22 protein-coding genes and 1 tRNA gene are annotated in these 22470 nt (G+C 35.7%); 15 read left to right on the forward strand and 8 right to left on the reverse strand.

Features of this window, described 5'->3' with window-relative positions; translation table 11 throughout:
* The first annotated feature begins 295 nt into the window (after positions 1-295).
* From ACY65O_RS18770 to ACY65O_RS18790, 5 genes are all read left to right on the forward strand, one after another.
* Positions 296-919: a hypothetical protein gene (locus tag ACY65O_RS18770; protein ID WP_462222387.1), complete on the forward strand. Its 624-nt coding sequence runs from the start codon at positions 296-298 to the stop codon at positions 917-919.
* A 353-nt stretch (positions 920-1272) separates the two neighbouring features.
* On the forward strand, positions 1273-1992 hold the full coding sequence (locus ACY65O_RS18775; RefSeq protein WP_462222388.1) for a hypothetical protein: 720 nt from the start codon (positions 1273-1275) through the stop codon (positions 1990-1992).
* 188 nt (positions 1993-2180) lie between these two features.
* The gene (locus ACY65O_RS18780) at positions 2181-2867 is read left to right on the forward strand and encodes a response regulator transcription factor (protein ID WP_462222389.1); all 687 of its coding nucleotides are present in this window, start codon (positions 2181-2183) and stop codon (positions 2865-2867) included.
* 143 nt (positions 2868-3010) lie between these two features.
* Positions 3011-3850 (forward strand): aminotransferase class IV, encoded by an 840-nt coding sequence (locus tag ACY65O_RS18785; RefSeq protein WP_462222390.1) that lies wholly within the window; start codon positions 3011-3013, stop codon positions 3848-3850.
* A gap of 224 nt (positions 3851-4074) precedes the next feature.
* The gene (locus tag ACY65O_RS18790) at positions 4075-5388 is read left to right on the forward strand and encodes a cryptochrome/photolyase family protein (protein ID WP_462222391.1); all 1314 of its coding nucleotides are present in this window, start codon (positions 4075-4077) and stop codon (positions 5386-5388) included.
* Positions 5389-5395: 7 nt separating this feature from the next.
* Here ACY65O_RS18790 and ACY65O_RS18795 read toward each other — a convergent pair whose 3' ends face one another.
* Both ACY65O_RS18795 and mqnB read right to left on the reverse strand, forming a co-directional pair.
* Positions 5396-6235 carry a 1,4-dihydroxy-6-naphthoate synthase gene (locus ACY65O_RS18795; RefSeq protein ID WP_462222392.1) on the reverse strand — a complete coding sequence of 280 codons (840 nt, stop codon included), beginning with the start codon at positions 6233-6235 and terminating at the stop codon, positions 5396-5398.
* Between the two features lies 1 nt (position 6236).
* Positions 6237-6896 (reverse strand): futalosine hydrolase, encoded by a 660-nt coding sequence (mqnB, locus tag ACY65O_RS18800; protein WP_462222393.1) that lies wholly within the window; start codon positions 6894-6896, stop codon positions 6237-6239.
* A 46-nt stretch (positions 6897-6942) separates the two neighbouring features.
* Between mqnB and ACY65O_RS18805 the strand changes: the two genes are divergently transcribed.
* The 4 genes from ACY65O_RS18805 (at position 6943) to fabD (ending at position 9708) form a co-directional block, all read left to right on the forward strand.
* Positions 6943-7353 (forward strand): 6-pyruvoyl trahydropterin synthase family protein, encoded by a 411-nt coding sequence (locus ACY65O_RS18805; RefSeq protein WP_462222394.1) that lies wholly within the window; start codon positions 6943-6945, stop codon positions 7351-7353.
* A gap of 185 nt (positions 7354-7538) precedes the next feature.
* A complete protein-coding gene (locus ACY65O_RS18810) occupies positions 7539-7952 on the forward strand; it encodes a 6-pyruvoyl trahydropterin synthase family protein (protein WP_462222395.1) in 414 nt (137 codons plus the stop codon).
* 78 nt (positions 7953-8030) lie between these two features.
* Positions 8031-8627, forward strand: coding sequence for a GTP cyclohydrolase I FolE (gene folE, locus ACY65O_RS18815; RefSeq protein WP_462222396.1), 597 nt, complete (start codon positions 8031-8033; stop codon positions 8625-8627).
* Positions 8628-8817: 190 nt separating this feature from the next.
* Positions 8818-9708, forward strand: a complete 891-nt coding sequence (fabD, locus tag ACY65O_RS18820) for an ACP S-malonyltransferase (RefSeq protein WP_462222397.1) — start codon at positions 8818-8820, stop codon at positions 9706-9708.
* A gap of 44 nt (positions 9709-9752) precedes the next feature.
* On the opposite strand, the gene ACY65O_RS18825 is transcribed toward fabD, so the two are convergent.
* Together ACY65O_RS18825 and mdh are read right to left on the reverse strand one after the other, a co-directional pair.
* On the reverse strand, positions 9753-12182 hold the full coding sequence (locus ACY65O_RS18825) for a DUF7948 domain-containing protein (protein ID WP_462222398.1): 2430 nt from the start codon (positions 12180-12182) through the stop codon (positions 9753-9755).
* A 167-nt stretch (positions 12183-12349) separates the two neighbouring features.
* Positions 12350-13279, reverse strand: coding sequence for a malate dehydrogenase (mdh, locus tag ACY65O_RS18830; protein WP_462222399.1), 930 nt, complete (start codon positions 13277-13279; stop codon positions 12350-12352).
* Positions 13280-13453: 174 nt separating this feature from the next.
* Between mdh and ACY65O_RS18835 the strand changes: the two genes are divergently transcribed.
* Positions 13454-14056 (forward strand): T9SS type A sorting domain-containing protein, encoded by a 603-nt coding sequence (locus ACY65O_RS18835; protein ID WP_462222400.1) that lies wholly within the window; start codon positions 13454-13456, stop codon positions 14054-14056.
* 67 nt (positions 14057-14123) lie between these two features.
* Here ACY65O_RS18835 and ACY65O_RS18840 read toward each other — a convergent pair whose 3' ends face one another.
* Positions 14124-14621 (reverse strand): hypothetical protein, encoded by a 498-nt coding sequence (locus ACY65O_RS18840; RefSeq protein ID WP_462222401.1) that lies wholly within the window; start codon positions 14619-14621, stop codon positions 14124-14126.
* Entirely contained in the window at positions 14622-15113 is a 492-nt protein-coding gene (locus ACY65O_RS18845; RefSeq protein WP_462222402.1) for a TlpA family protein disulfide reductase, read from the reverse strand. It lies immediately after the preceding gene.
* Positions 15114-15340: 227 nt separating this feature from the next.
* Here ACY65O_RS18845 and efp point away from each other — a divergent pair, with 227 nt between their 5' ends.
* The 5 genes from efp (at position 15341) to ACY65O_RS18870 (ending at position 21171) form a co-directional block, all read left to right on the forward strand.
* Positions 15341-15907 (forward strand): elongation factor P, encoded by a 567-nt coding sequence (gene efp, locus ACY65O_RS18850; protein WP_462222403.1) that lies wholly within the window; start codon positions 15341-15343, stop codon positions 15905-15907.
* Positions 15908-16134: 227 nt separating this feature from the next.
* A complete protein-coding gene (gene accB / locus ACY65O_RS18855) occupies positions 16135-16605 on the forward strand; it encodes an acetyl-CoA carboxylase biotin carboxyl carrier protein (protein ID WP_462222404.1) in 471 nt (156 codons plus the stop codon).
* Between the two features lie 138 nt (positions 16606-16743).
* Positions 16744-18081: an acetyl-CoA carboxylase biotin carboxylase subunit gene (gene accC / locus ACY65O_RS18860; RefSeq protein WP_462222405.1), complete on the forward strand. Its 1338-nt coding sequence runs from the start codon at positions 16744-16746 to the stop codon at positions 18079-18081.
* A gap of 220 nt (positions 18082-18301) precedes the next feature.
* Positions 18302-18379, forward strand: a tRNA-Val gene (locus tag ACY65O_RS18865).
* A 215-nt stretch (positions 18380-18594) separates the two neighbouring features.
* On the forward strand, positions 18595-21171 hold the full coding sequence (locus ACY65O_RS18870; protein WP_462222406.1) for a BamA/TamA family outer membrane protein: 2577 nt from the start codon (positions 18595-18597) through the stop codon (positions 21169-21171).
* Positions 21172-21198: 27 nt separating this feature from the next.
* On the opposite strand, the gene ACY65O_RS18875 is transcribed toward ACY65O_RS18870, so the two are convergent.
* Positions 21199-21513, reverse strand: coding sequence for a hypothetical protein (locus ACY65O_RS18875; protein ID WP_462222407.1), 315 nt, complete (start codon positions 21511-21513; stop codon positions 21199-21201).
* A partial coding sequence (locus ACY65O_RS18880; RefSeq protein ID WP_462222408.1) for a MiaB/RimO family radical SAM methylthiotransferase occupies positions 21501-22470 on the reverse strand: 970 nt, incomplete at its 5' end. The genes ACY65O_RS18875 and ACY65O_RS18880, both read right to left, overlap by 13 nt.

Genomic DNA, 22470 nt, shown 5'->3' on the forward strand with positions numbered 1-22470 from the left:
AGATTTTTTTAGTTTCCCGAAAAATCCCATTTTTTTCTGTTGTGTTTCCCTTGTATTTAAAATTTAATGGTTTAATCTTTGTTGCAGCAATTTAATCCGTAACACTAAAGTTAATCAGTACCCTTTTTATGCAACAGTTAAATTTGATAGTGAGAGGCAAACCCCTGCCGTAAAACTTACAATAGCAGAATTATATCTGACCACTGCTATTAAAAAGTTTCAAGGTAGGACACAGCGTTGAACTGTGCATGAAGTGTGAGAGCTTCTTCAACGGGATTTATTAAATTAATTTAAAATGAAAAATAATTTTTTATTTATAGTACTTACTTTATTTGTAACTAATTCTTCAATTGCTCAAAAAACAGAATCTGAATGGAAGGTAATGATAGATTCTTATCGCAGTAAGATGGATATTTTACTCGAAAGAGAAAGACCAAGAAATTTAGATATTGTCAGTTTTAAAAAAGCAGTAGGCAAAGGGGATATATTAATATCAGAAACTGCTAAACAGCAAATAGAAGAAAATACTATACCACTTATAGATTATGGTAGAGAATTAGCTGTAAAAAATAATTTAGATATTACGGATAAAGACGAACTTTTGTATATTGCCAGTTTCAGGCCAAGCACAGATTTAAATGAAATTTATACCATTGATCAAAACGATTATAATCGAACTGCAAATGGGCCATCTTATCAATTTGAAGAAACAACAAAATTAGATGGGCGTGCGATTTTCAATTGTGCTTTAGCTGCAATTGGTGTAGATGCAGCTTATGCTTTATCTCAAGGCGCAGGAACATCTTGGTCTATTGCGGCGTTAAGAACCACCTTTACAAATGTGGCTAAAAGGTTTTTAGGTCCCATTGGTGTTGCATGGGCAGTAGGTTCATTTGCCTTTTGTTTGTATGAATCTTAACAATAAAATAAATGCATTATGAATTTTATTAGTTTGCTAGCATCCATTGTCTATTGTTCACTTGCTTTATACGCAATTATTTTCAGGATAAAAAGCATCCGTAAATCTATTATTACTTATAAAGCAAACGGTGATAAAACAATTTTATATAGTGAAGTATTATGGTCGGTAGTTACGATAGCAATAGTAGTTTTTTTTATATACCAATCTAAAGTATTAAATTTTTTTAGTCCATAAGTTAGCTTGGAATAAATAGTTAAAATACCCTGATGAAGTATTATTCAACCATAGTTCATTTATTCACTCTTTTATTGTGTTTTTCTGAGTGTAGTTTTTCTCAAATATCCAAATCCTTGAGTACAGATACAACAAACCCCTACAAACCCGAAATCTTCACTTCCGGTTTTATTGACATTATCAACAACGGGCAGGTAAATGCATCTGCCCGTTTTATCCGTTTGTTTATTGGCGAGCCGGGTAAACTTGCCATTCCGCTTTCTTTATATGGTGGCGTATCTAATAATAATTTTCAAAACCAAAGTAATACAGGTGGTTTGCAAAGGAGCAACGATCATTTGGTAAATCAATATATCAACCCTTTAAGCGGCCTTATCAATATTTCAATAGATGGGGTGGTTTTTTTTAAACAAACAATAAAAGTAACGAAGACAGGCTTTCTCTATCACAGCGGCGAAAGGGTTTTAACAGGTTATCGGACTGGGTTGGTAACTAATCCGCAAACAGGTAAGCCTACTAATTTCCTAAACAGTTTTGTCACACTGGGCCTGTATTTTCAAACCGGTGCATGGGAACGTAATAATGCAAAAAATGTAGGCGTGTTCTGGCTTGCCGGCCGTTATATTGGCTGTTACAGTAACCCCACTCAAATAAAAGAATTTTTGCCTGATGTTATCACAAATGGTATTTATCACGGTTATTCCATTGGCTTTGGGGTTGAAATAAATAATTTGGTAAACCTTAAAGCTGTTTATTATAAATATTCCAAACAACCAGAGATTGAATATGCTTTACCTATCTATCAGTTTTCTTTTAATTACTCGTTAAAAAATTAATTAATTTAATCCCTCGAAATACAATATTTTTTAAATGTGTTTGTTCAATTACGTTCATTCGCTTTTCAGGTATCGTAAAATTCCCATCACCAACATAGGGTAATTACACGCTTTCTTTAATCTTGTTATAATTTGATATTGCAGTTTGGCGTTAGTATAATGTTAATACTAATCCAAAAACCCAAAATATGATTTCCAAAAGCGAAACTGACGAACCGATAAGAGTAATAATTGCTGACGACCACGTATTATACCGTGCCGGTGTTAAAACTGCTTTAAGTTCCAAAAAAGATATTAAAGTAATTGCGGAGGCCGATAACGGTATGCATTTGCTAAATATGCTTAAAAATGTTGCCACAGATGTAATACTGCTGGATATACAGATGCCTGTAATGGACGGTATTACTACTTTGCCCGAAATTAAAAAGTTGTATCCCGATACCCGGATAATTATGCTGACCATGATGGATGACCATAGTATGATTACTAAGTTAATGGAACTGGGCGCCAACAGTTATCTTACAAAAACCAGCGACAGCGAAATTATTTACGAAGCAATAAAAACCTGCTACGAGCAGGAATATTATTTTAATTCTTTAACCAACAAGGCCCTGCTTACCAACCTGAAGCAAAGGAATTTTACTACGCCTCAAAAAATGATGCAGCAGGAAGCCCAGTTGAATGATAAGGAAACACTTATTTTAAAACTAATGTGCGAAGAAAAAAGCACTAAAGAAATTGCCGATATAGTTGACCTTAGCCCACGGACTGTGGAAGCTATTCGGGATAAATTAAAAGTTAAAACTGGTGCCAAAAGCACAGCGGGTTTAATAATGTATGCTGTAAAGCATAAAATATTAAACGACGAAATCTAATTCCAAAAATATCTGAAAAACGAAGTCTCTAAAACTGTGATGAAGAAGTAAATCCTGCCTGCAATGGCAGGATTTTACTTTTATTAGATTTTGTTATTGGCGAAGAAATATTTTTACAGGGTTGATTAGAATATATTTGCAGTATGCCCTGGTTTAATTACAACGGAAAAATTTATACAAGCGAAACGGCCATTATTGGTGTAGCTAACCGTGGCCTGCGTTATGGCGATGGTTTATTTGAAACCATGAAAATGAAAGCCGGTAATTTGGTTTTAGAAGATGAGCATTTTGCCCGCCTTTGGAAAGGAATGCAAGTATTGCAGTTTACAGTTCCCAAACATTTTAATCCGGATAAATTAACAGCAGAAGTGTTGCAAATTGCAAAAAAAAATCAGCATGAAATAGCTGCAAGAATAAGAATAACTGTTTTTAGAAGTGATGGTGGTTTGTATGATGTTGCAGATAATTTTCCCAATTATATTATTGAAACCTGGGCATTGCCAGAAGCTAATGGCGATTTAAACAGTAATGGTCTGGATATAGGAATTTACGCAGACGTGAAAAAAAGTTGCGATATACTCAGCAACCTTAAGCACAACAATTACCTGCCGTATGTAATGGCAGCACTGCATGCAAAAAAACAAAAATGGAATGATGCGGTTATAATAAATAATTTGGGGAGAATTTGCGATAGTACTATTGCAAATATTTTTTTAATAAAAGATGAAGTGATTTATACACCTGCATTAACCGAAGGCTGCGTTGCAGGTGTTATGAGAAAATTTGTGATTGACCAATTAGCTGCTACTGGTTTTACCTGCGTTGAAAAGGAAATAACTGTCGAGGAACTTTTAAATGCCGATGAAGTTTTTTTAACCAATTCTATTTATAATTTACGCTGGGTAAAAAGTGTTAATAATAAAAACTTTGCTAATACCCTTACTCAAAAAATTTATACTGCCGTTGCGCCAACCATTTTGTAATTCAATTGTTTAATAATTTTTAAGCACACGGAACTTTCAAATTATAAGAATGTCAGCTTGAGCCTGTCGAAAGCGTGTTAAAGAGGCATATCGGCTTCGACAATCCCGATGGCTATGGGACCGACACTCTTTTAGAATCGATTTTCTTTGTTAAAGAGCTTAAACCAGCTGACGGCTGAAATTTATATTACTATCGGTAACAATTAAAATATTTTTTTAAAATTATGCAAACTGTAAACATATTTTGGTTTAGAAGAGATTTGCGACTTGCAGATAATGCCGGGCTTTATCATGCATTAAAAAGCGGCACACCTGTTGTGCCGATTTTTATTTTTGATAAAAATATTTTAGATCAGCTGGAAGATAAAACCGATAGGCGTGTGGAATTTATACATGCTGCACTGGAAGAAATGCAAACACAGTTGACAAAAATGGGATCATCGCTGGAAGTTTATTATGGTACTCCTGCAGCAATTTACAAAACATTACTTGCGAAATATACAATTGAAAATGTTTTTACCAATCATGATTACGAGCCTTATGCTTTGGAAAGAGAAAAAATAATTACTGATTTATTGAAAAGCAAAAACGTTTCTTTTAAAACTTATAAAGACCAGGTAATACTGGAGAAGGATGAAGTACTGAAAGATGATGGTAAACCTTACACCGTGTTTACACCCTACAGCCGCAAATGGAAAGCAGTGTTAACTGATTTTCATTTAAAAAAATATCCCACCGAAAAATATTTTAATAATTTTTATAAACAGGATGAGGTTGCGATGCCATCTTTAAAAGCAATTGGATTTGATGCTGTGGATAAACCATTTCCTGCAAAAAAATTGGATGAAGAGTTAGTTATTAAATACCAGCAGCAAAGAAATTTTCCTGCTATAAAAGGCACTTCTAAATTAGGAGTGCATTTACGCTTTGGTACAATTAGTATAAGAGCGCTTGCAGCAAAAAGTAAAAATTTATCGGAGACGTATTTAAACGAATTGGTATGGCGTGATTTTTATCACATGATACTCTGGCATTTTCCGCAAGTGGGAAAAGGGAAAGCCTTTAAACCACAATATGATGCAATTGAATGGCGCAATGATACAGGCGAATTTGAAAAATGGTGTAACGGGCAAACCGGCTATCCTATTGTTGATGCCGGCATGAGAGAATTAAATGCAACAGGGTTTATGCATAACAGGGTGCGTATGATTGTGGCATCTTTTTTATGCAAACATTTATTATTAGACTGGCGTTTGGGCGAAGCTTATTTTGCCGAAAAATTGTTAGACTTTGACCTGGCAGCAAACAATGGTGGCTGGCAATGGGCTGCAGGCAGTGGTTGCGATGCAGCGCCTTACTTTAGGATTTTTAATCCTTATTTGCAAACACAAAAATTTGATCCGCAATTAAATTATATAAAAAAATGGGTACCGGAATTTCAGGAATTTACTTATCCTAAACCAATAGTGGTGCATGAGTTTGCAAGAAAACGTTGTTTGGAAGTATATACCAGCGCATTAAAAAAAGAAGCTCTTTAAATCTTGCCTAAAAAATAGATTTTACAAAGATATTATTTGTTGAGAAAGATTCTTGAGGGTTTATAGTTTGATAAACATCCAGTAATTTTATTATTGCAGCTTTTCCTTCTTCTCCTAAATTAACAGAATAATTATTTACATACAGGTCAATATGTTTTCGCATTACAGCTTCACTCATTTCCTGCGAATGCGTTCTGATATAATCATTCAGTTCAGGATATTTGGTGTAAGCGTATTCAATACTTTTTTTAATTAGTTTATCAATTTGTTGTTGCACATTTATATCTACATTTCTTTTTATTACAATGCCACCCAATGGAATTGGATTAGCAGTTTCTTTCTCCCAATAATCTCCAAGGTCAATTATTTTTTTTAATCCTTTTTGTTCGTAAGTAAAACGGTTTTCGTGTATGATAACGCCTAAGCCTTTATTGGCTAAAACAAAATTTTCAATTTCATCGTACCTTAAAAATATTTTATTTTTTGCATTGGGATACGCAAGGGAAAAAAGTAAATGTGCCGTTGTATTTTTACCAGGTATTGCAATAGTAAAATTCTCTGCATTCCAAATTCCCAATTCCCAATTACTAATTAATATTGGCCCAACCCCTTTGCCCAATGCACTGCCACAGTTTAAAACAATATATTTATCTAATGCTAAAGGCAATACACCGTAACTTAATTTGGTTATATCCAGTTTGCCTTCAATTGCCCATTGGTTAAGGGTTTGCACATCTTCTAATTGTACATCAAACTCAATACCTTCAGTATCTATTTTATTATTTACCAGTGCATCAAAAATATAGGTATCGTTGGGGCAGGGAGAAAATCCAAGCGTCAGTTTCACGTTAATTAGTTAATTGGTTAATCAGTGCCGTTAGTTCAGTATTTAAATTTTCAATTGCTTCTTTCATTTTCCATTTTGTTTTATCTCTTTCTCCCACATAATTACTGATGGAACGTATTTGTACAAAAGGTATTTCTTCCTGTAAACAAACATAATGCAATGCGGCACCTTCCATGCTTTCAATTTGCGGATGAAAGGCATCGGATAATTGTAACTTTTGTAAAAAACTATCGCTTACTTTATTTATAGTTACAGCTTTCACCCATTTTAATGAGGCATTTTTTAGTAAGCCTTCCGAGGTGTTAATCAACCATCCATCTGCAAAAGGAAATTCGTGGGCTTTTATTAATCCTGATGTAAAGCAATGCGTAAATATTCTTTTTTCTTCTGCACCTAAATCGGCAAATGTATCCTGCTTTACTAAAACTGTTTGGCCTAACTGTATATCATTTGAAAATGAACCTGCAATACCGGCCTGAATTACAAAATCATAATCTACCTGATGTAATCTTTTTTGCAAATGATACAGGGTGGAAGGAACCCCCACACCGGTTATTAAAATATCTACCTTAGGATAAATATTTATAAAAAGCTCAATTTCGAAAGCTGTAGCCGCTACCAGTAAAATTTGCATACTGCAAAATTCGGATTTCCACTTCATATTTCAGTATTTAGGAAGTACCTTTGCCAAAATTTGTGAAATAAGAATGGTTTACATCACCCGTATAGAACATTTTAATGCTGCCCATAAACTTTTTAACCCTCAATGGAGCAGGGAAAAGAATGAAGAAGTATTTGGTAAATGTGCCAACGAAAACTGGCATGGGCACAACTTTGAGCTGTATGTAACCTTAAAAGGCGAACCCAATACCGAAACTGGTTTTGTATATGATGTAAAAAGGCTGAGTGTAATTGTAAAAGAGCATGTTATTGATAGACTGGATCACAAAAATTTAAATGTAGATGTAGATTTTATGGCAGGAAAAATATGCTCTATAGAAAATTTAGTAACTGCAATATGGAACCAGCTTGTGCCTCATCTTCCACAGGGCGTAGAGCTGCATTGTCTTAAACTGTACGAAACGCCAAGGATATTTGTAGAGTATTACGGAAATTAATTTTTAGTTTACTGCGAACAATTGCTAACTTTATTTGTAATTAACTTTCGATAGTTGATGTGTTTGAACAGCAGACTTCTGTTATAACCTTCGGCAAAAATGTTCTGAATTATTCCACACAATTTTTCAGTACGCTTGTTGATGATATTTTTAACAAAAATGATTGATGTGTGTTATACAATGGTATGAATAATAAAGTAGCCGTTTACCGTAAAGAACATTTTAACGCAGCTCACCGGCTTAATAATCCTTTGTGGGATGAAGCTACCAATGCAAAAGTTTTTGGTAAATGTAACAATCCACATTTTCATGGGCACAATTACGAGTTAATTGTAAAAGTAACGGGTGTACCTGATGAAGCAACAGGTTATGTGTATGATTTGAAATTGCTTAGCGATTTAATAAATGAAAATGTGCTGGAAAGATTTGATCATAAAAATTTAAATGAAGATACTGCCGAATTTAAAAACCTTAACCCCAGCGCCGAAAACATTGCAATTGTAATTTATACTATTTTAAGGGAGAAGATAGATATAAAATTTGATCTGCAAATACGACTGTACGAAACAGAAAGAAATTTTGTGGATTACCCTGTATAGGCAATAAGCAATAGGCAACAGGCAATTGGCAATGAGCAATAAAATCACTGCTTATTTTTTTAAAAACAAAAATTTATAATGGGATATTCTAAAGGAGAGCACTACGATGAAAAAGTAACTCAGGGACTTATAAAAACCTATAAAGAAAGTATTGAATTATTAGGAGAAGATCCAGAAAGAGAAGGCTTACAAAAAACACCAGAACGTGTTGCAAAAGCAATGCAGTTTCTTACGCAGGGTTACCAGGTGGACGCCAATGCCATTTTGAATTCGGCTAAATTTCACGAAGACGTAAGCGAAATGGTTATTGTAAAAGATATTGAACTATACAGTATGTGTGAGCATCATATGCTTCCGTTTTATGGAAAGGCGCATGTGGCTTATATACCTAATGGTTATATTACAGGGCTTAGTAAAATTGCAAGGGTGGTGGATGTTTTCAGCCGCCGTTTACAGGTGCAGGAAAGATTAACACACCAGATATTAAATTCTATAAAAGAAACTTTAAACCCATTGGGAGTGGCGGTTGTAATTGAAGCATCGCATTTATGTATGATGATGAGAGGTGTACAAAAACAAAATTCTGTAACTACCACGTCGGCTTTTTGGGGAGAGTTTGAAAAAAATGAAACCAGGAGTGAGTTTGTGAAATTGATAAGTGCAAAGCTGCATTAAGTATATTGGTTAATTAGTTAACTTGTTTATTAGTTTATTTGTAGTTAGAGTTTTATAACTTCAAATAAACTTTTTTTATGCCTGTATTTTAAAACCTGATGTTTATATCTTTGATTTATAAAAGCTAAACAGAATAAAAAAAATAACGGATTAAAAACTAATAAACCAATCAACCAATAAACTATTTACGATGGCACATGCTTATGTTTTCCCGGGTCAGGGTTCTCAGTTTTCGGGAATGGGAAAAAATTTATATGATACTAATTCTCTTGCAAAAGAATTGTTTGAACAGGCAAATGAAATATTAGGATTCAGCATTTCGGATGTTATGTTCAACGGCAGTGAGGAAGATTTAAAACAAACCAACGTAACTCAACCAGCAGTTTTTTTACATTCTGTTATTGCGTATAAAACTTTGCAGAACGTACAGCCCGATATGGTAGCAGGGCATTCTTTAGGCGAATTTTCTGCATTGGTAGCCAACAATACATTAAGCTTTGAGGATGCTTTAAAATTAGTTTCGATAAGGGCAAAAGCCATGCAAAAAGCCTGCGAATTAAATCCTTCTACCATGGCAGCAGTGTTGGCTTTGGCCGATGATAAAGTGGAAGAAATTTGCACTAAAGTACACATGGACACCGAAGAGATTGTTGTGCCGGCAAATTATAATTGCCCGGGCCAGCTGGTAATTAGCGGCAGCATTAAAGGAATAGAAATGGCTTGCGACCTGATGAAAGCTGCAGGGGCAAAACGGGCATTGATACTACCTGTTGGCGGGGCTTTTCACAGCCCTTTAATGCTGCCTGCAAAAGAAGAACTTGCAGAAGCTATTAATGCAACTGAATTTAAAATTCCAATCTGCCCGGTTTATCAGAACGTAGTTGCTAAAGCAGTTACCGATGCTGCAGCAATAAAAAATAATTTAATTGCTCAGCTCACCGGCGCCGTTAGGTGGACGCAATTGGTGCAGGCCATGATTGCAGACGGCGCCACACATTTTACTGAAGTGGGGCCAGGGAAAGTTTTGCAAGGGTTAGTGTTAAAGATTAATAAGGAGATGGTGGTGAGTGGAGTGAATTAATTGAAGAAATGCTAATAGATTTTTGTTTACTGAGGAAATAATTTTTATCTTATAAGAGTGATTGTTCCTTTTTGCCGTATAATATTTCCTGATAAATCAACGGCTTCGGCCATCCATATAAATGTTCCGGTATTCTGCATTTTATCTCTAAATTTCCCATCCCATCCCTTAGAAGCATCTTTTGTAGTAAATACCACCTGCCCGTAGCGGTTATAAATGGTGAAGTAGCGGATTTCTTTAATACCGTAAACAATTATGTTTAATAAATCATTAAGGCCGTTTCCGTTTGGTGTAAAAGCATTAGGAACATAGATACCCGCTTTTGCCGGTGGTGCTGTTGCAGTAAGTGTGAAATCTTTTATTGCCTGTGTACCACTGCAGGCTTCATTAATTATAGCTTTTACCGTGTAATTTATTCCTAAAGAAAGCCCGGTAAAAACCCCTGTGGTATTGCTGTTTATTAATATTGTACCATCGTATAAACTAAAAGTTACTGTAGAACCGGCAGAAGGAGCAGGTGTTAAAGAAGCGGTTGCAGATAAAGCAGTAATATCAGAAATTACCGATACAGTATAAACTGGTAAAGCACAGTATTGTGATACATCAACAGACGCAACAAATCCGCCACCGCAGGCATATATTTGATTATTGCCATGGTTGTATGCAATATCATAAATCGAATTAGCACCAAAGCCTGTAATATTTATATCTGCCGCTGCAGCATCGTCAAAAACTGAGCCGTTGAATTTATATACCTTAATGGTGCCGTTTGTAAAGCCAACAAAAACATTATTACATTCATCTGCAAAAATGCCTCCCTGCATAAGTGAATTGCCGGATAAGGTTACTGGTGTGCCTGCAGCATTACCTGCAGATTTAGTGAAGGCTTTCAAATTTTTACCATCCCAATAAAACAAGTAATCATTATTAAGAGCAAGGCAATTGCTGGAATTATCAAGACCGCCACTTAGATAAGGCCGGTTAAAAGGTTCTTTTAAAGCAAAGTATCCCGAAAAACTATTCCATGCATTGCTTGCAGGAGTATAGGGTGGCGTGTGTTTATATATTTTGCTATCGTCATTGGGAGTAAGTACAGATATAGAAAATGCAGTGTACATATCATTAGTTACCGGGTCAATTATAATATCAGAAATATCATTATGGCCACCGCTCAAGCCTGAAATATTAGATGCTACAGGATTTATATTGGGCGGGGTTAGTATGGCTAATTCATTGTTTGCAGAACCGCCACCACCTGCAATTAAAATTTTTGGTACGCCGCCATTGCAGTTCCAAAGCATTTTCCAATTTTCGGTAAAATTGGTATTTGCGGCAGTAATATAATTATCGTAAACACCCAATGTATTTAATCTTATTACGCTAAATCCGGCACCAGCTAGGCCTTGGCCAACATAGATGCTGCCAGTAATTTTTTCTACTACCCAACCACCTTCGGAGCCGCCAAAATTCCAAAAAGGTAATGATAAAGAGCCTGTGAATGTCCATTTAAGTAAACCAGCAGCATCAAATTTTGCCATTTTTTGAGCAGCCCCATCACCACCACCAGATACATATACATTCCCCTGGTAATCAAAATCGATATCTTTTGCAATGGCACTGTACTGCCCTGTTAAGTTTCCTGTACTTGTAACAAACGGATCTATAACTAATGATTTACTGCTGTTATAGCTTTCGTCAATTTTAAAACCTGCTTCATTATTTGTAAGATCAAAAGACACTTTTATTTTTTTATTTTTATTATCATTGTAATAGCAAACAGGCGCAGAATGAATAATATCATCAATGTCCGAGCTGATTATAAGCTTATCAGCATTATCAATTTTTATTTTAAAAACATCGCCACCAAATTTCATTTTTATTAAACTAATATCGGCACCCGGCTTTATTATAAAGCTGTATTCATAGCCATGTACGGCAGTTTTGGAAAATGAATACACTAGATCGATTCCGGGATAGATTTCTTTATAAATTATTTTTTTAAAAGCCCTGGCTTTATCTTTTAAGATGCCGTAGGTATAATAATTATCGGTTAAACCCTCTGTTACTATTTTGGGGTTTGGGTTAGCATTAACCCATTCCATTGTAATAACCCTGTTTAATGGAATATTTTTCTTATTTATTTCTTCTTCACCCATTCCTTTGCGTTCCAGCCATTCTATTTCTTTATTGGAAAGTTTTTTTATTTTTCGTTGTAAATGAATCATACCTTTTTTAGTAAAAAGTACAGGCATATTTAATCCTTCATATCCGTAAAGGATATTTCCCATATAAATGTAATTGGGCAGAGTATTACCATACTGGCCAATATTTTTAATATACCTTGTTCCTGTACCAAATAAATCTCCATCGGTTCCCGCTATAGAACGTACTACAGGAGTTGCTGATTTTTTTGAAACTTGCGAAATAGTTTTTTTTGGGATAACCAATTCTTGTGCAAATAAATCTGAAAACAAAAAAAATAAAATGAAAATGCAGGAGGGTATCTTTAAAGAATTAAAATAAGATTTTTGCATCAGGGTTTATTAAAGAGTTAGGGTAATCCACATAAAGGTAGGGATATAGAATAAAAAAAACTGCTAAAATATTTTAGCAGTTTTAACTATAATAAAATAAGCATCAATTATAAAGTTGCCAGCACATCATTCATATTCCTAACCGCTGCGGCACTTTTTTCAAATGCTGCTTTTTCTGCATCATTCAATTTAAAATCAATAATTTTTTCCCAGCCATTTTTACCAATGGTAACAGGTACGCCCAGGCAAATATCTTTTTGTCCGTACTCGCCATCAAGACTTACACAGCAGGTAAATAATTTTTTCTCGTCACGTAAAATACTTTTTACCAATGCAGCACCTGCAGCGCCGGGTGCATACCAGGCTGATGTACCAATTAATGCTGTTAAAGTTGCCCCACCCACCATGGTATCTTTTACAATTTTTTCCTGCTGATCGGCACTTAAAAAATCTGTAACGGGTGCACTGTTCCAGGTAGCTTTGCTAATTAAAGGAATCATGGTAGTATCGCCATGTCCGCCAACAACTACTGCGTTTAAATCAGCGGGGCTGCAACCTAAATGCTGGCTCAACTGATATTTAAAACGGCTGCTGTCTAATGTGCCGCCCATTCCTATAATCCTGTTTTTAGGTAAGCCGGTAGATTTTAATGCCAAATAAGTCATTGTATCCATCGGGTTACTAATAACTATAATAATTGTATTGGGAGAATGCTTTAAAATATTTTCGCAAACAGCTTTTACAATGCCAGCATTTACACCTATCAATTCTTCACGGGTCATGCCGGGTTTGCGGGGCAGGCCACTGGTAATTACCACCACATCACTGCCTGCGGTTTTTGTATAATCGTTGGTGCTGCCGGTAATCTTTGTATCAAAACCTAATAATGTTGCGGTCTGCATCATGTCCTGCGCTTTGCCTTCGGCAATGCCTTCTTTTATATCCAGCAAAACTAATTCGGTGCACAATGCTGCACGGGCAATATTATCGGCACAGGTTGCGCCTACGGCTCCGGCACCTACAACAGTAACTTTCATGTATTTTATTTTTTATTTATGGAGAAAATTATTTCAGGCGCAAAGGTAATTGATTAGTTAATTGGCAAAGGTTGGGAGAAAAATTATTTTTTATGGGTTCTTACCAATGTTTTAACTATTTCCAAAGATAATTTGGAGCGTTTTTTCGTTGTAGGGGAATAAAATCCCCAATACATGATTAAATCCCTTATCTCAACTTACTTAATTGTATTGCCCTGTTTTTTATTTGCTGCAAGCGTTGCTCCGGGCATTACGGTAGTTTATAACGCAAAACAAAAAGCAGTAACTATAAAATGGCAACAGAAACAGCCCGGTATAAAATCGTTTGTAATACAGCGAAGTGCTGATAATTTTGAATGGAATGATATTGCACGGCAGGAAACCGTAAATTTTAATCCTGATAAAACGTACCAGTTTATAGATAATAAATCGAAAGCGGGTGAAAATTATTATCGGTTAAAATGTATTACGGAAAAAGGGCAGACAGAATACTCCAACAGTATAATGATTGTAACTGGAGCTGCCGGCAGCAATTGGGTAATTTACCCGGTGCCGGTTGGGGATGTACTTACTTTACAATATAAAGGGTACGAAAAAATTAAAGGGGTGGTAAATGTTTTTATACAAAATATATCCGGCAGGGTAATTACAAGGTTACGCAGCGCCTCATTGAATACAACCATCCGTATTCCCGTAAGTAACCTGGGTAAAGGCATTTATGACATAAGAATTGTGGTGGAAGATGAAGTGGTGTGGAATCAAAGATTTGTAAAATAAATTGTGTAAACTAACCCCCGGAGGATTTAGAACCGTCCAGGGGTTTTAAGATATGAGAGATTCGAAACTATTTTTTTAAAGCCTGAATGATCTCTTTCTTTTTTACATTGCCCTGGTTAAAATAAGTAAGTTTTTTTTGCTTATTATAAAAAGCAAGTACCGGAATAGTTTTGGGCCGGTAAAAACCACCAAAAAAATATTTGTGATCTTTACCCATATGTATCCAGCTGTATTTTTCTAAATGATATTTATCGTAAAATTCTTTTATTTTATAGAGCGGTTCGGTGGAGGTTAAAATTAAGTTAGTGGCATTGGTAACTTCCGGCAGGGTTAATAATAATTCTAATTGCTGCTGGCAATGGCCGCAAGTGGGGTTAAACAGCATGATGATAGTACTTTTATTTTCTACCAAAACATTTTGCGTAAAGGCAACAGAATCCAAAGAGAGTAAAACAAAATTGGGAGCAATTTTATTTTTTAAATAAGGTGCAGTAGTATCGTACTGAGCAGCCGCAGCGATGCTGAAAAAAAATATCCCAAAAAATAAAAAAATTTTCTTCATCATTTATAATGCTGCTGCAATTTCTTCAACAGGTGTACTGCCGGTAAAACCTTTTACAAAATTGCCTTTTTTATTGTACACAAAAATGGAAGGGAAAGAACGTACTTTATAAAAAGTGCCAAAAAAATAGCTCGGGTCACGGCCCATAGTTATGGTGGGGTAATCAGCAATTTTATATTCGTCGTAAAACTTTCTCATATACCCATACTCTAAAGGCGACACCATTATTATTTGTGCTTTTTTAAATAACTTAATTTTTGCTTTCAGTTCTTTAGTTTCTTCCTGGCAATGCTCACAATCGGGGCTAAAAACCATTATTACAGTAGCTTTCTTTTTTTTAAGATTATCTTTTGTAAAATAGCTGCTGTCGGCAATATTGGTTAATTTAAAAGAAGGTATTATTGGAAAACGCAAATACAATAGCGATGTATCGGTTTGAGCAAAACTTATGGTGCTGCATGCAATAATAAATAAGAGAAGAAAATATTTTTTCAAAGTATAATTTTTTCAAAACTAATTTTTTTGCGTGACAATGAAATGTTAAGACGGAAGAAAAGTTTAGAGGTTAAGGGTTTAGACGTTTAGGAAAGAACCAGTAATAAACCACTAAACCTCTAAACCCTAAACTTTCTAAACTGCCACCCCAAAACAGAAAACCCGAAACATAAGAGCGAAAACAGCATTTTTTCTATACTTTTGCAGCCACTTAAAAACAAAGCAATATGGCAACTACAGCAGATATACGTTCGGGACTCATCATAAAAGTTGACGGAAGTTTGTACACCGTAATTGAATTTGGGCAAAATAAAACAGCCCGTGCAGCAGCAAAGGTTTGGGCAAAATTAAAGGGTGTAGATAATGCCCGTACCATTGAATTAACCTGGAACAGTGGAGAAACTATCTTTCCTGTAAGAGTCGAAAAAAAAACTTATCAGTATTTATATAAAGATGATACCGGCTATAGCTTTATGGATACTGAAACCTTTGAACAAATTACAGTGCCCGAAACAATGATTGATGCACCAAAATTTTTAAAGGATGGCCAGGAAGTTTCTGTTTTAATAAACGGCGAAACTGACCTTCCAATGGGAGTGGAACTGCCCGATAAAATTGTATTATTAGTTACTTACAGCGAACCGGGAATGAGAGGTGATACTGCAACCAAAACATTAAAACCTGCTACTGTAGAAACAGGGGCGACTGTAAACGTTCCGCTGTTTGTAAACGAAGGAGAGTTAATAAGAGTGAATGCAAAAACAGGCGAATATGTAGAAAGAGTGAAGGGATAACTTATAATTTTTTATGAGAAATGGATGATAGTTTGCACTATTATCCATTTTTAATTTTGGGCATATTTTATCATATTTTGAGGGTTTTTTGCACATTTTAAGCCCATTTCTGCCCAAAAATGCCCATTTCTAAAAATTTTTATTTTAATAAAATTAGGTTTTTTGAATAATCATTTGCTACCTTAGCAGCCCCTATGGTTTTCCATTAATTAACTAAAAACTTATACATGGACATTAAACAGATTCAGGAGCTTGTAAAGCTCATTAATAAAACCAATATCGGCGAAATTACCATAGAAGAAGAAGGTGTAAAAATAACCGTAAAGCAAAAGAAAGATCCCGTGCAACATATAGTAGCAGGCGCAGCCGCACCAGTATATTCTTCGCCACCACCACCCACACAAACTCCAGCATCAACAGCACCGCCTAAACCTGCCGCAGAAACTAAAGCAGATAATTTTGTGACCATAAAAAGCCCGATGATTGGTACTTTTTACCGCCAAAGCGGACCGGGCAAACCTGTTTTAGCATCAGTAGGAGATGAAGTTACAGCCGGTAAAGTGGTTTGCATTATTGAAGCCATGAAGTTGTTTAACGAAATTGAAAGTGAAGTAAAAGGAAAAATTGTAAAGGTGTTAGTAGAAGATGCCAGCCCTGTGGAGTATGATCAGCCTTTGTTTTTGGTAGAACCCTCATAAGTGTGAATTGTAAATTGTCAATGGTGAATAAAGCTTTCAATTGCAGAAGGAATTGATTTTACAAACTGTATTTATTGACCATTCACTATTCCCTATTTGCACCACACACTTTTCACAAATTAATTCCAAATGATCCCGATGTTTAAAAAAATATTGATTGCCAACCGTGGAGAAATTGCACTTCGTGTAATACGCACCTGTAAAGAAATGGGCATTAAAACAGTGGCCATTTATTCCACTGCCGATAAAGACAGCCTGCATGTAAAATTTGCCGACGAAGCCGTTTGTATTGGTAAACCTGCCAGTGCCGACAGTTATTTAAACGTAGCACATATTATGGCCGCAGCCGAAATTACCAATGCAGATGCTATACACCCCGGTTATGGTTTTTTAGCAGAGAACGCCAAGTTTGCAAAAATTTGCGGCGACCATGGGATAAAATTTATTGGCCCCACACCCGATATGATCAATGCGATGGGGGATAAAATTACTGCCAAGCAAACCATGATAGCTGCCGGTGTACCGGTTGTACCCGGAGTAGAAGGTTTGCTGGAAAGTGTAGCGCATGCAAAAACTGCGGCTAAGGAAGTGGGTTATCCTGTTATATTAAAAGCAACAGCAGGTGGTGGCGGAAAAGGTATGAGGGTAGTATGGACCGAAGAAGAGATTGAAAAAGCTTTTGAAAATGCCAAAACAGAAGCCGCAGCATCATTCAAAAACGATGGCATCTACATGGAAAAATTTGTAGAGGAACCACGCCATATAGAAATACAAATTGTTGGCGACCAGCATGGGCAGGTTTGTCATTTAAGCGAAAGAGATTGCTCTATACAACGCCGTCATCAAAAACTGGTGGAAGAATCACCTTCACCATTTATGACGCCGGAGCTTAGGGAAGCTATGGGCAACGCTGCTATAAAAGCTGCCGCCTCTATCAATTACGAAGGCGTAGGCACTGTAGAATTTTTAGTAGATAAGCACCGCAATTTTTTCTTTATGGAAATGAACACCCGTATCCAGGTGGAGCATTGCGTAACAGAAGAAGTAATTAATTACGATTTAATTAAAGAACAAATAATGATTGCCGCCGGCGATAAATTGAAAGGTATAAATTATATTCCTGTAATGCACGCAATCGAATGCCGCATTAATGCCGAAGATCCTTATAACGATTTTAGACCAAGCCCCGGAAAAATTACGGTGTTGCACCAGCCCGGCGGGCATGGTGTACGTGTAGATAGTCATGTATATGCAGGCTATGTAATTCCGCCTTATTACGACAGCATGATAGGTAAGTTAATTGCAGTAGCACAAACCCGTGAAGAAGCCATCAATACCATGAGCCGTGCTTTAAGCGAATATGTAATTGAAGGTGTAAAAACCACCATTCCATTTCATTTGCAATTAATGCGTCACCCCGATTTTAGAAGCGGCAATTTTACCACTAAGTTTTTAGAAGGCTTTACTATGCAGTAGTAAAAATATTTTTACAGTAAAAAGCTGCACTTTGTGCGGCTTTTTTATTTTGGTTACGGGCATTTGATTTTCATGGCATCATCGTTGCCACGCTCGGTTCAACTGCATACCGTTGGGGAACTTTAATTGTGTTTTGCTGATTAATCTTTATTTAAACTTCTTCCTTAAAATATTTTGCCAAAAGTTATTAAACCTTATCTTTGCCCTCCGAAATTAAAAAGGGAGTTTAGCTCAGTTGGTTTAGAGCATCTGCCTTACAAGCAGAGGGTCACAGGTTCGAGCCCTGTAACTCCCACCAAAAACTTCACAGTAAATGTGAAGTTTTTTTGTTTCTTATACCTTTTGCCACACTATTATTTGTCATATTGTAGAAAATCTTGCCCACTTAATCAAAATTTCTTCTTCTCTGCTAAATTTTTGCTGTAAATGAATCCATTTTCCCTTGGCATAAATATTGGCTTACCCATAAAATATTAACCCCCAAAATAGCCGCCATACCATTTAAAAAATATAATGACTAAACTTATCACCAACACCAATTTATTAGCAGCAATTTTTCTGTTGAATATCATTTGTATTTCCTCCAATGCACAAACAACAGTTGTAAAAGATTCCGTAAATATTGCCGGTACCACAGTAGTTATCGCAGGTAAACAATATGTACGCAGTGGTTATCATAATTTTTTCTGGGGTAAACATTACCGTAAAGAATGGGGTACACCCATAAGAGTAAATAATTTTTATTTAGATACCGCTTATGGCGGGTTGGAAGTAGTAAAAGAAAGTGGCAGCCGCCAATCGATGGGCATACGCTTAAAAAGTAAAGCCGGAAAAGAATATGTATTAAGAAGTGTAGATAAAGATTTTGGTAATGGCCTCGACTCAATTTACAGGGGGACATTTGTAAGCAGAATTGCAAAAGACCAGGCATCGTTCGGTTATCCGCTTGCGGCCATAACCATTACACCCATGATAAGTGCAGCAAATATTTATCACACCAATCCTAAAATTGTTTTTGTGCCTAAGCAAAATGCATTAGGAGAGTACAGCGAAAAATTTGGCAACCAATTATATTTATTTGAAGAAAGGCCTGACGATGATCAACATGATGCGGCATTTTTTGGCAACTCTAAAAATGTAATTGGCAGCGAAAAATTATACGAGAAAATTTTTGCAGATAACGATAACAGTGTTGATCAAAAAGCATTTGCTAAAGCCCGTTTGTTTGATATGTTTATAGGCGATTGGGGCCGCCATGCCGATCAATGGCGCTGGGCAAGTTTTAAAGAAGAGGGTAAAACAATTTATAAACCCATACCACGTGACCGTGACCAGGCCTATACAAAGTTTGATGGCTTTTATCCATTTATTGCTACACATTTGATTGGAGGTACACATTTGGAATCTTTTGCTAACGATATCAGCAACATTCATTTTTTTAATAAACCAGGCCGAAAACTTGATCTGCAATTTGCAAATGAGTTAACAGAAAATGATTGGGTAAATGCAGCCATTGAACTACAAGCCGCACTTACTGATAATATCATAGAAAACGGTATGCATCAATTGCCGCCACAACTGTACGCCATAAACGGAGCAAAGCTTACGGCGAAATTAAAATCACGTAGAGATCATTTACAGGATTTTGCTCATCGCTATTATAAATATTTAGCCCGTAAAATTCCAATTTATGGTACTGATGATAAAGAGTTTTTTGATATCAACCGCTTAAGCGATAACGAAACGGTTATTAAAGTGTATAAAATAAAAAAAGATGGAACCATTGCCAGCGAGCCTTTTTATAACCGTACTATTTTTAAAAACGAAACCAAAGATGTGCACCTGTTTGGTTTTAAAGATGATGATATTTTTAAAATCAGTGGTAATGCAAAAGACGGAAATAAAATACGTTTGTTGGGGATCACAAAATCTGATTCGATAATTGATAATACTAATGGAAAAAATAACAAAACACAAGTGTTTAAAGGTAAGAGCGATAAGTACGATACACTTTTTCAAAAGAAAATAAAATATACCCCCATAGTTTTAGTAAGTCCATCTATTTATAAAGTTTTTGAAGATGATGCATTAAATTTATTTACAAGGCCGGGTGTGCATGTGGGATTGGGTGTGGCTTACCGCCCCAAGCCATGGAAAAAAGATGCACTTGAAACGGTACATAATATTGCAGCCAATTATGGTATAATGAGAAAAACATTTTATGTAGATTATGTGGGAATATTTCCGCAATTAATTGGTAAATGGGATATGCTGTTAAAAGGAAAGTTTGACAGCCCGGCTGCAGAAAATTATTATGGCACGGGTAACGAAACCAAAGACAGTAATAATGTTGCTGCTAATTACTATAATGTTTTCAGCAACCGTTATTATGGAGGAATTGGAATAAGCAGAAAAATTGATAATAAAAACAATGTTGACATTACCCTGTTTTATCAAAATATAAAAGTTAATGATAACACTGGTAATTATATTCAACAGAAAGAAAGTGCATCACCGGTTTTTATAAACAATAGTTATGCAGGTGCCTCAGCAGGCTATCATTACCGCAATACCAACAGCAATGTAATTCCTACAAAGGGAATTAGTTTTTCTGCCGGCGGAGGCTACGTAATGAGCACCAATAATAAAACCGAATCTTTTTTTAAAGGCATGAGCAATATTGCATTTTATATTCCTTTAGGTAAAGTAATAAGTTTTGCGGTAAGGGCAGGCGGCTCTACTTTATCCGGCGACGCTAATTATTATCATTTAAATAAATTAGGCGGTAACACCAATCTTCGTGGTTATGCAAGGGAACGTTTTTATGGCAAAAGCAGTTTTTATAATAACAACGAAATCCGGTTGATCACTAATACCCGTAATTTTTTATTTAATGGAAAAATTGGGATACTCGGTTTTTATGATAACGGCAGGGTGTGGCAGCCGGGAGAAACTTCTAACACCTGGCATGCAGGTTATGGCGGTGGAATAATTTTATCACCATTTAATAAATTGGCATTGGTGGCAACTTATGGTAAATCAAAAAACGAAGGAACACAGTTGTTGCTAAAAGCAGGAATGTTCTTTTAAAAAATATTAAAAAGAAAAGTATTTAATTTAATTTAATTGCAAAGCAGGCAGGCGGTAAGTTTGTCCATCGTAAACAAATAATTCATCAATTTCAATGGTCCAGTATTTATATAAAGGAGATTTAGTAAGATAAGTCTCCACTTCTTTTTTATTTTCTGCATTAAATATCATCCAGCTTCTTTGCGTTTCCATGCTTACCGAATAATAATCAATAACATTTTTTTCAATTAGTGAATTAATATAAATACGGTGAGAGTTTACGTAACTCATAAACTGATCATCCATAGTAAAACGGATGGTTACCTGGTACTTATTTAATTCTTTTTCGTTTAAATAGTCCATGTGGCAATATTATTAACCCATTCATTATTGAACGGAATGGTTATTTTAATGTAGTTATCAGTATAGCCTTCCATCATACCATTTTTGCTGTGGCCTTCAAACAATACTTTTCTTGCCTGGCCAATATGCTGTTGTGTAAAAAACTGCATTTTTTGATAACTTAAATTACGCAATTGTTTATTTCTTTCGTTACGTTTTGCAATGGGCACCACAGGTTTTAAAGTTAATGCATGTGTATTATCTCTTTCGCTGTATGTAAATACATGCAGGTAACTGATATCCAGGCTGTGTAAAAAATCAAACGTGTCTTTAAAATCTTCGTCTGTTTCTCCCGGAAAACCAACAATTACATCCACACCAATACAGCAATGCGGCATTAAAGTTTTTATCAGCCCAACTCTTTCGGCATACAGTTCTCTTTTATACCTTCTCCTCATCATGCCTAAAATTTTATTACTGCCGCTCTGCAACGGAATATGAAAATGCGGCATAAACTTTTTGCTGTTGCTTACAAATTCAATTATTTCGTTGGTTAATAAATTGGGCTCAATAGAAGAAATTCTAAAACGTTCTACACCCGCAGCTTTATCCAATTCTTTTATTAATGAAAAGAAATTTTCTTCTTGTAAACCAATTATTTTCTTTTCTTCAATCTTCTCGATGTTCTCCTCTATTTTCCTCCCCTGCGGGGAGGATAGGAGGGGCCTGAAATCCCCCAAATTCACTCCCGTCAGCACAACTTCCTTCACCCCATTATTCGCCAACTCTTTTACATTAGCTAACACATTTTCTATACTGTCGCTCCTGCTTTTTCCTCTTGCCATGGGGATGGTACAAAAAGAACAATTGTAATTGCAGCCATCCTGCACTTTTAAAAAAGTCCTTGTTCTGTCGTTTAAAGAATACGAAGCTGTAAAGGTATTTACATCTTCAATATCGCAACTGCAAATTTTTGTG

The sequence above is a fragment of the Ferruginibacter sp. genome (assembly GCF_031430955.1).
Taxonomy (GTDB): Bacteria; Bacteroidota; Bacteroidia; order Chitinophagales; family Chitinophagaceae; genus Ferruginibacter.